This is a genomic window from Spirosoma koreense (assembly GCF_054777875.1).
In genome coordinates this window covers 40,719-50,666 of the sequence record NZ_BAAHAC010000007.1, presented here as the reverse complement: position 1 = coordinate 50,666, position 9,948 = coordinate 40,719, and the positions used below count along the sequence as shown (strand labels likewise).

Genomic DNA, 9,948 nt, shown 5'->3' with positions numbered 1-9,948 from the left:
GTGTCTTGTACTGATTGTATCCGGAGGTTTTCGTGGTCGTTTTTTTGATCTCTAAAATACCGGGTAAGATATTGGCAATAAACATCTTACCCGTTCAACAAATAATATATAACAGCCTTTTAATGGACGGAAATAGCGTTGACCCATCCTAACTTATGTTTACCACTGTTCAATTCAGACTATACTAGGATCTAATAGGTATAAGACTAGCTTTAGTCAAACAGATTTTCAATCGATACGGATGCCGTTTAACTATAAATAGAAACAGGCCAGCCCAGAACATTCATTTCAAATCGGATTCGTAGATAAAAAAAGGATAACTTCAAATTTGCTTAAAATTTGATGACGAAACTTGCGGGTAAATTTTGCCGCTGATGAAACAACTTATTCTTTTTGGCCTGCTCTTGCTCGGTGTAACAACGGCCTTTGCCCAATCTAACCGCCTGATTCGGATTGAAGATAGTGCCACTCATGAACCCATTATCGGAGCAACCATTCGAACACCATCCTCGATAAAGCCGGTTGTAGGTGCTGTAACCGACGTGAATGGAATGGCCACTATGCCCGCTACGCCAGCCAGTGTAACGGCGCTAACAGTCAGTGCCGTTGGGTATGAAACCGAATCGTTTCCGCTTACAACAGGTAGTGATACGCTCGTTTTTGGTCTCCATAGTCAGGATGAATCGCTGGATGAAGTGACCGTGACGTCCACCCGTACCAACTCACGCATCGAGGATTTACCCATTAAAGTGGAGGTGCTGGGCCAGGAAGATATGGATGAAGAAAGTGCGGTTGTACCAGGCAATGTTAGTAGTATCCTGGGCGATATTTCTATCATTCATGTGCAGCGGACATCGGCCGTGAACGGTAACCAGGCCATTCGGATGCAGGGCCTCGATCCAAAATACACCCAGATTTTGCGTGACGGCTTACCACTTTACGAAGGGTTTTCGGGAAATCTGGGCGTTTTACAGATTCCACCGCTGGATTTGAAGCAGATCGAAGTGGTGAAAGGTTCCGTGTCAACGCTCTACGGGGGAGGGGCTATTGGCGGGATGATCAATATCGTTTCCAAATCACCCACCTCGGATACCCCTGAATTTACGGCGCTGCTAAACCGGTCTAATCTGAAAGAAACGAACCTGAATGCGTATTATTCCCAGCGCTATGGCAAGGCGGGCCTGACGCTTTTCTCTGGGTATACGTATCAGAAAGCCGTGGACGTTACGGGCGACGGGTTTACGGATAGTCCCGGTATTAAGCAATTTAATTTCCACCCTAAGTTTTTCTGGAATCCAACCGATCATACCAAACTCGATATTGGGTACGCCTTTACGACCGAAAATCGTACGGGTGGTTATTTGCCGGCTCTTGAGGGTGCGGAACTTAATTCGTATAAAAACGTAACCGACCTTCAGCGTCACACCGTTGATGTTAACGCCAGCCACAACACGTCGGAAACCAATTCGCTGACGGTCAAAGGAGCCGTTAGTACATTCCATCGGAAAAATACGGATTATCAGAAGCTGTCCGACGGTCGGCAATCATCCATTTATCTGGAGACAAATGATCTGACCCGCTTTGGTAAACACCAGCTTATTGTGGGTGCAAACCTGACGGTCGAAGCCTTCCGTAAGAATCCTGATAGTACCCGGCTGGTGGATTACACGTATAACACCATTGGTGGGTTTGTGCAGGACGATTGGCAGGTGGGTGAAAAGGTAGCACTACAGGCGGGTCTTCGATTCGATCATCACAATACGTTTGGTAGTTTTCTGCTGCCCCGTCTATCCGTAAAACTCAAGCCATCCGATCCATGGACGATTCGTCTGAGTGTGGGTACGGGTTACAAAACCCCCAATCTATTTGTTAACCAAACGCCTGGCGCGTTGAATGTGAGTTTAATTTTCCCGCGGTTGCTACCGATTGAGGTAGCGAACGTAAAAGCCGAACGGTCAGTCGGCACTAATATTGATATTGCGTATTCCAAAACCTTTCAGAGCGGCTTTTCGGTGCAGATCGATCAGGCATTTTATTATACCGTTGTCAACTCACCCGTCGTGTCAGCATTTGCCAGTTTGTCGAGCAACCTGGGCCCCTACACGCAGTTGATCAATGCGCCTTACAATTTGTTTAGTCTGGGTACCGATACCTACGTCCGTCTGGAATACAACGATTATGAACTCTATTTCGGTTACAACCATACGCTAGCCCGGCGCGACGGACCAACTGATAATACATACCTGCCGCTGGCGCCCCAGGACAAGTTTTCCACTACGCTGGCCTGGGAAAATGAGCATTTTCGGTTTGGCGTTGAAGCTAGCTACGTAGGTACGCAGTATCTGTACAACAACCAGAAAGTACCTAATTATACCTTCTTTGCCGCAGCGGCTGAATATCATTATAACGACCACTGGCGGTTGGTGCTCAACGGGGAGAATATTTTCAATGTAAAACAAGCTAACTACGAAACGGTTGTGCTGGGTGCCAATCCAACCGTGCAACCCACTTTCCGGCCTGTATGGGCACCCTTGGAGGGGCGGATTGTGAATCTGGCGCTGAAATTTACGCTGTAAGCACAACGCTACAGTACACGAAACAGGCTCCTGAAGGTTACTCTTCAGGAGCCTGTTTCATTCATACTCTTATAGAACAAAGAATAGGAACGCTATATGTCAAACGTTTCCAGCTTGCCTTTTCGATAGACGTAAGCTTCGTAAGAATGTTTTCCAATCCCAAACACTTCTTCCAGAACAACATGATCGGCTCCCTGACCCAGTTTGGTCACGTCAACTTGCTTGTCGTAAGGGAGTTCCTGGTACGGGATCGTATGTTCGAATTCAAAGCCTTCATCGTATTCAAATTCAAGGGAAAAAAGTTTATTTCGCCACTGAAGCTGCGTGGTCATGCCGTTAGCAAGCGGAGAATAATTAATATCCACGGACGATTTTGTCACGACCTGACCAGCCGCTTCTGTAAACAGACTCAAGCCCGAAACAACCATGGCCGTATAGCCAACCCGTCTGAAAAGATTTTCGCTAAGGCGGGGTAGTACCCACTTCATACCCCAGGAAGAAAGCATGGCTGCTACGGCGATCACGGCCCCTAACATGAGTGCTTTACCTGTCGATAAACCAAATGAAGCGTATAAGGTCAGTTTCACCAGGTGCAGCATTACTTCGTTAGCTGCTCGGGTAGCCACAATTTCCTCTTTAGTCATCCCATAGCGTAAATAAAATCGGTTAAACAGTAGACCTACGGCACCCGTCAGTCCCGAAACAAACCCCGCGCTTAAGCCAATCAGAGCCAGATAGCCTTTGGGCAGTGGATTAATTTCCTCCAGTTCGTTACTGGAACGAAAAATTAACGGCAGGTTGGCCATTAAAAATAAGCCCATCAACAACTCTAAGTAGAGTGGATTAATATAAGTAAGCAATTTGGCACCCAACCAAACCGCCGGAAGAGCGGGCGGAACAAACCAAACCACAACATCCCAGCGGATACGGGACCAGAAGGCGATGATTCGGGAAATAGAGCTGGACACCGTACCAATCGACAGGGCTGCCGGAACTTGAGCCCCTGGCAGCAGGGAGCCTAATATGGGTAATAGCAAAAGACCAGCTCCACCGCCACAAACCGCACTGAGCGAAAAGGCCAACAGGGCACAACCAAACAATAGCAAACCAGATAAAAACATAAACTAGATGGGTTGATGCAAAAATGCCAGGTCCTAAACTTCATTAAACAGGTGATTCGTTCGCTGCCACTCGGTTAAGGCTATGCCCACGATAAGCCAGCAAGCCCCTAAGAGATAGCCACCTAGTACGTCACTCAAAAAATGAACACCCAAATAGATTCGACTGAAGCCGACCACCAAAATCAACCCAACGGCGCTAAGGCCGACCAGCCACTGGCTCCGAATACGTCGGCGCCCCCGGACAAGCCAGTAGCCCAGTAGTCCGTACAAAGTCATGGCCGTGGCCGAATGACCACTGGGAAACGAATAGCCCGTTTCGTTGTAATACGCTACTAGTGTAGGGCGTTGTCGAATGAAGGTTCGTTTGCCAACCTGCACAAATAAGCCGACGCCAGCCATCAAAAGCCAAAGGATCAAAATGTTACGTTTCTTTTTCTGTTGATATAATACAAATGAACCTAGAAGGGTTAAACCGACCGTTACGTAGCCAGAACCTAACCAGGTGAGCGCGTAAAGTGCCTGGCTGACCGATGTACTGCGCACCTGAAAAAGCCATTGTGTGAATCCCTGATCAATCTGAATCATGGGTTCGGAGTTGACTATATTTTCGGCTATTTCGGATAAAACCAGTACGTTGACAACCAGCAATCCGGCAAGCACGGTGAGGGGCAAGCCCTTGAACTGTTCCGTTGATAACCGTTCGGCCAGCCAGCGAACAAGGTCAGGGTAACGGGTAGCGAAGCGACCGAAGCGACGATAAATATGGTGTTGAAGTTGATTCGTAGTCATTCACAAAAGTCTCGAGCTAAAGCAGAGATACTGGGTACAAACTAACGGCAGCATTCTAAAGAGATATTGAAGTGTAGCATAAACTTGCCTCTGTGCAACAGGGTAAAACTCTGGCACGGCTAATTTTTAGGAAAACTAACGGTCTGACGTCTGATAGAAGCTGGTTAAATCTGCGCAAACTTTAGAATTGCTTTAGGATTGACCTCCATTTTTGCGATCACGATAAACCTGTCATTCACATTTTTTTCCTGCCCAACAGTCCGTGGTGAATAGCGATACTTGTCAGGAAGCACTGTATTTATAAACGGTCTTTACTAGTGCCACAACATAGCCAGATATAACCAACGTAATCTAGATCTTCGGACGTAGAGGTTCGCACCTAACCAGACTCACCATATAGTAGCCATAACCGCTAGGCCTGCCTACAAAAGCAGTCGATCGGTTATGGCTTTTGTTATATATAAAATCAATATTAATTTATTATAAATGGCTTATTACTAAATAGTTAAATGTTATTATTGAATCGTTGTGTCTTCGAAAGAGTCTATAAGTTTGCAACCGAAAAGAATCAAAACATTTTTCTTTTCCCGCAATACTTTATGGTCTCTTTCATCAAGAAAATTACAATAGTTACCTGCCTGCTAGGAGCCAGCCAGCTACACGTTAGTGCGCAGCAGACGCCCACCTACTCATTCATTCAAAAAATCAGTCTACCAACAGGCGATGGTAAATGGGATTACCTGAAAATGGATGGCGAACGCGAACGACTCTTCGTATCCCACTTGGATCGTGTACACGTCATCGACCTGAATACCAATAAAGCTATTGGTGAAATAACCGGTCTTCAGGGCGTGCACGGCGTTACACTGGCAAAGGCGCTGCAAAAAGGCTACATCAGCAACGGCACCAACAATACGGTTACGGTTTTCGATTACAATACGTTTAACGTGCTCAAAACCATTCAACTGGAGGGTAAAAAGCCCGACGCTATGCTGTTCGATAAATATTCGAATCGGGTGCTGGCGTTTTGCAACGGCGACAAAGTAGCCATTGCGATTGATGCGGCCACCGACCAGGTTGTTGGTAAAGTGGAAGTAGGCGAAGCCCCTGAATTTGCCGTCAGTACGGACAAAGGCATGGTGTATGTCAATCTGGAAGATGCTAACGAGATTGTTGCGTTTGACCCAAAGACCCTGAGTGTGAAGCAGAAATTTTCACTTGGAGCCAATGTCCAGCCAACCGGATTAGCGATTGATGCCGCGAGTAATCGGCTATTTTCGGTATGCCGCAAAAGTAAAACCCTGGTTGTACTGGACGCTACGTCGGGTAAAATCATCCAGACGCTTCCGATTGGTGGCGGTGTCGATGCGGTGGTTTATGAGAAAGATCTCAAACTGGTCATGACCTCCAACGGCGAAGGTAGTGTTACGATTGTTCATCAGGATTCGCCCGATAAGTACTCCGTCGTGCAAACCCTAACCACTAAACCTGGTCAGAAAACAATGGTGCACCGGGGAACAACCCACCGAATTTATTTAAGCGGGGCTGACTATCAGGCCGATGGCAAAACACCGGCCCCCGGTACGTTCGGCGTATACGTCTATGGTCCTAGTCCGAAACAATAAGTACGAACTGTTCTGATTGGGTAAACTCCAGTACGTAGCAGGCTAACTTAACTACCTATGTTGTCTTTCGTTGATAAAGCCTTATTAGGGGCTTGTCTGGCCGCGCTTTGTTTTTCGGTGACGCTGGCGCAGCAGATACCTCCCCCGGCAACCTTCAGCTTCGTCGCTTTTGGTGATATGCCATACATTCTGCCTGCCGATTATGGTCGGTTTGAAAACCTAATCCGGGATGTAAACAAGCAGAATCAGGTCTTCAACGTGCATGTTGGCGATATCAAGTCGAGCGAGACCGATTGCACAGATGCGTACTATCAAAAAATACTTGGCTATTTCAATCAGTTTGAAAAGCCGCTGATTTACACCCCCGGGGATAATGAGTGGACCGATTGCAACAAGCACTCGCCGGGAAAATATGACGTCGATGAGCGACTGGCGACTATTCGGAAACAGTTCTTCGATGGCAGGAACAGTCTCGGTAAATCCAGATTACCGCTGATATCGCAGGCCAAGCATGCTGAATTTTCCCGGTACGTTGAAAACAACCGCTGGCAGTACGGTAACGTCGCCTTCGCCACGGTCCATATTGTCGGTACGAACAACAACTTTTATCCCGATCCGAAAGGAAATAACGCCGAGTTCTACGACCGCAACAAGGCTAATCTAGCCTGGATCGATGAGGTTTTCGATCAGGCTGAAGCCAGCAATGCCATCGCGGTGGTGCTGTTCACCCAGGCTGATATGTATAATCCGGCGAAGGATGCCAAAGAAGCCAATGCCTTTACGGCCCTCAAAGTCCAACTACAGCGTCGGACCGTGAACTTTAAAAAACCAGTGCTTCTGGTTAATGGCGATTCGCACGTGTTCCTGGTCGACAAGCCCATGTACGTAAAAGGCAAAAAAGACCTCGACAATTTCACCCGATTGCAACTCTTCGGGGAAGATAACATTCACGCGGTGAAAGTGACGATCAATCCAGCCACACTGGGGCTGTTTCAGATCGAGCCGCTGATGGTGCAGGGCAACTAATGAATAAACAATAACGACTTGATACCATAACCATGAAATTAACTGTATACGTACTACTCTTACTTGGATCGCTCACGGTGCAGGCAGCTACGCTGAAAGGCTCAGTAATCGATGCCCGCACGGGTGAGCCGCTCATCGGGGCAACCGTCAGTCTGGCCAGTACCAAATTTGGTGGTACGGTCGGGCTGGATGGGGGTTACCAGATCAAAGGCGTTCCTGATGGTACGTATACGTGCGTAGTGCAGTACGTCAGCTACCAGAAAATCCAGAAATCGATCACGATTGATGGCGAATCGGTCGTTCACAACTTTAGCCTGGCGGAAAGCAGTAGCGATTTGGCCGAAGTCGTTGTGACTGCATCCGGCGAGAGGGAGAGCGAGAACAATACCCGAAAAGCCGAGCAAAAAGCTGACAACGTCCTGAATATTATCGGGGCCAAAGCTATTTCGCTGCTGCCCGACCTTACGGTGGCTAATGTGTTGCAACGCGTATCGGGCGTATCAGTGGTGCGAAACGCGACCGGCGACGGACAATTTGCGATCATCCGGGGAATGGATCGCCGGTATAATTATACACTGGTCAATGGCATCAAAATTCCCAGTCCGGACAACAAAAACCGCTTCGTGCCGATGGATATTTTTCCGGCTGATTTGCTCGAACGGCTGGAGGTGGTCAAAGCGCTGACTCCCACTATGGAAGGCGATGCCATTGGCGGCTCCATGAACATGATTATGCGGTCGGCTCCCGATTACTTGGTTGTAAATGCCACCGTTTCGGGCGGCTACAGCCAATTGTTCAGTAGCCGTCCGTTTTCGGGATTTAGCACGGCAGATATTAATTTTCGTTCGCCCTCTGAAGTAGCCGCCAGTAATCGATACGCAGCCAAACCAGGCGATTTTTCCACCCGAACGGCGCAGTATCAGGCTGTACAATGGCCTGTCAACGGGTTGATGAGTCTGTCAATTGGCAATCGGGTACTGAATAAACGGCTGGGATTTCTGGTCGGCGGTTCGTACCAACATACGTATCGAGGTAGTCAATCGTCGTTTCTACGGCTGTATGGTCAACCCTCACCCGACCCGGTGCCCAACACGCCCATCTTTGAATTTGTGGAACAACGTACCTATTCAAACGAACAGGCGCGGTTAGGCGTGAATCTTAAAACGGATTATGTCTTCAATAGCGACGGCGGCCCGGACAGTCATAAGCTAAGCCTGTATGGGCTGTTTATGCAGCTTGATGACAAGCAACATCGCACGGTATTGGGCAATCAATTGGTACAGATCGGCGACGTAACGACGACTGACCGATCAGTGTTCCGGCGGCAGAATATCTACAATGTTACGCTTCAGGGCGACCATACACTAGGGTCTAACCAAGGCGTTGGCCAATTAAAACTGAAATGGTCGGCTGTGTATTCACTGGCGGGAAGTCAAACGCCGAATTGGACCGATCTCTCGGTGACAAACCGTACCAATCAGGGCGTGGACGGCAAATCAACATCGACGCTGTATATCAATGACATGAGCTATATCTGGACGCATAATAGCGACCGCGATCTGACTGGCTATGTGAATCTGACATACAACCTGTTACCGACGGTTGATCTGTCGGTGGGCGGGATGTATCGGGATAAAAACCGGGATAATTACTACAACGACTACTCCTTATCGACGGTTCTGCCCGGCGGTGAGCGGCAGGTATTTACGAGTGTCGATAAGGCTATTTTTTCGTTCCGGCCCGAATCGTATGCCTATCCCGACAGTACCAACGCCAACAACTATACAGCCAAAGAACAGGTAGCCGCTGGCTACATTCAGGGTAAGTATTCGCGGGGCAACTGGCAGGTAGTGGGGGGTGTACGGGCCGAAAATACCAATCAGTCGTATGTGTCACAGTTACCAGTCACTGCAACCGGAAAAACGGGAAATATTAGTTATCTGGACATCTTGCCCAGCCTGCACCTCAAATACCAGTTATCGGCTCGCCAAAACCTGCGACTGTCTTACTTCCGGGGCATCAGCCGACCGGGTTACTTTGAGATTGTACCGGCTGCGTTCCCTGGCGACTTTTTCACTGAGTCAGGGAATTACAACCTCAAACATACCGTAGCTGATAACATCGATCTGCGTTATGAATTGTTTCCTCAAGGGAACGAGCAGTTGCTGATAGGAGCCTTTGTTAAAAACCTCCAGAATCCTATTGAATACGGATTTAGTCAGTTAGCGCAGAATAACATCGTTTACCAGCCGATTAACTACGGTACGGCCATCAATTACGGGGCTGAGCTAGTGTTTGCCAAGTACTTCAGCAACTGGGGCGTATCGGGCAATTACACCTATACCAAATCGAGTATCACGACACTCAAACGAGTGTATGGCCGCGATGCTTCTGGCAGTACGGTAGCGACCGACGTGGAACAGACCCGGCCTTTACAGGGTCAGTCGGATCATATTGCTAACCTGTCGCTGATGTATAAAAATGGACGTATTGGCTTCGATGCCCAATTGGCCTGGGTGTATACAGGCAAGCGGATCAATATTGTGTCGGCCTACAAAGACCTTGACTACTGGCAGCGGGGAACCTCGCAGCTAGACTTCTCGGCCGAAAAGCGCTTTCACGGAGGTCGCCTGAGTGTGTTCACTAAACTCACCAACTTACTCAATAACCCCATCATTGTTGACATTCTTCGTCCTAATACGCTGACCGGTTACCCCGATCAAGATCGTAGTGACCGGATTACGGTGCAGAAAGATGTGTTCCAGCAGTCCTATCTACTCGGACTGCGCTACAAGCGATAATGATCTATTA

At 48.2% G+C, this 9,948-nt stretch carries 6 protein-coding genes; 4 read left to right on the top strand and 2 right to left on the bottom strand.

Features of this window, described 5'->3' with window-relative positions; genetic code table 11:
* Positions 1 to 374 precede the first annotated feature (374 nt).
* Complete coding sequence (locus tag ACYVC2_RS10780) at positions 375 to 2,576, top strand: TonB-dependent receptor (protein WP_461102422.1); 2,202 nt, start codon at positions 375 to 377, stop codon at positions 2,574 to 2,576.
* Positions 2,577 to 2,668: 92 nt separating this feature from the next.
* On the opposite strand, the gene ACYVC2_RS10775 is transcribed toward ACYVC2_RS10780, so the two are convergent.
* Positions 2,669 to 3,697, bottom strand: a complete 1,029-nt coding sequence (locus tag ACYVC2_RS10775; protein ID WP_461102420.1) for a sulfite exporter TauE/SafE family protein — start codon at positions 3,695 to 3,697, stop codon at positions 2,669 to 2,671.
* A gap of 33 nt (positions 3,698 to 3,730) precedes the next feature.
* The gene (locus tag ACYVC2_RS10770) at positions 3,731 to 4,486 is read right to left on the bottom strand and encodes a phosphatase PAP2 family protein (protein ID WP_461102418.1); all 756 of its coding nucleotides are present in this window, start codon (positions 4,484 to 4,486) and stop codon (positions 3,731 to 3,733) included.
* Between the two features lie 599 nt (positions 4,487 to 5,085).
* On the opposite strand from ACYVC2_RS10770, the gene ACYVC2_RS10765 reads away from it, so the two are divergent.
* Genes ACYVC2_RS10765 through ACYVC2_RS10755 form a run of 3 tightly spaced genes read left to right on the top strand, consistent with a single transcriptional unit; the run spans position 5,086 to position 9,938 of the window.
* Positions 5,086 to 6,111: a YncE family protein gene (locus tag ACYVC2_RS10765; protein WP_461102416.1), complete on the top strand. Its 1,026-nt coding sequence runs from the start codon at positions 5,086 to 5,088 to the stop codon at positions 6,109 to 6,111.
* 57 nt (positions 6,112 to 6,168) lie between these two features.
* Positions 6,169 to 7,137: a metallophosphoesterase gene (locus ACYVC2_RS10760; RefSeq protein WP_461102414.1), complete on the top strand. Its 969-nt coding sequence runs from the start codon at positions 6,169 to 6,171 to the stop codon at positions 7,135 to 7,137.
* Positions 7,138 to 7,169: 32 nt separating this feature from the next.
* On the top strand, positions 7,170 to 9,938 hold the full coding sequence (locus ACYVC2_RS10755; protein WP_461102412.1) for a TonB-dependent receptor: 2,769 nt from the start codon (positions 7,170 to 7,172) through the stop codon (positions 9,936 to 9,938).
* The last annotated feature ends 10 nt before the right edge of the window (positions 9,939 to 9,948 follow it).